The following is a 584-nucleotide window of genomic DNA, read 5'->3' as shown; positions in this document are numbered from 1 at the left end:
GGCACCGGCGATGAGGTCGAGCGCATCATTCGCGAGACCAATCCGTTAGCCGACGTGGTCGTTGCCTCCAACCCCGAGTTCCTGCGCGAGGGCGCCGCGATCCGCGATTTCAAGTTCCCCGACCGCGTCGTGGTCGGCACCTCCGACGAGCGCGGCCGTAAGCTGATGGGCGACATCTATCGCCCGCTGTCGCTGAACCAGGCGCCGCTGATGTTCACGGAGCGCCGCACCGCCGAGATGATCAAATACGCGGCGAACGCGTTTCTCGCGACCAAGATCACTTTCATCAACGAGATCGCAGACCTGTCCGAGAAAGTCGGCGCCAACGTGCAGGAGGTCGCGCGCGGCATTGGCCTGGACAACCGCATCGGCACCAAGTTCCTGCACGCCGGTCCCGGCTTCGGCGGCTCCTGCTTCCCAAAGGACACCAAGGCGCTGATTAAGATCGCGCAGGACTACGACGTGTCCTTGCGCATCGTCGAATCCGTGCTCGCGGTCAACGAGAACCGCAAGCGCGCGATGGCGCGGAAAGTCAGCCAGGCGCTCGGCGGCTCGCTGCGCGGCAAGACCATCGCGGTGCTCGG

The 584-nt window shown here is 65.1% G+C and carries 1 protein-coding gene; it reads left to right on the top strand.

Features of this window, described 5'->3' with window-relative positions:
* A partial coding sequence (locus tag AC0L2O_RS36325) for a nucleotide sugar dehydrogenase (RefSeq protein ID WP_473373140.1) occupies positions 1-584 on the top strand: 584 nt, incomplete at both ends.

Source organism: Bradyrhizobium sp. Kon10 (assembly GCF_055807395.1).
The sequence above is the reverse complement of the archived record's forward strand: the minus strand, read 5'-3'. Positions and strand labels throughout refer to the sequence as shown.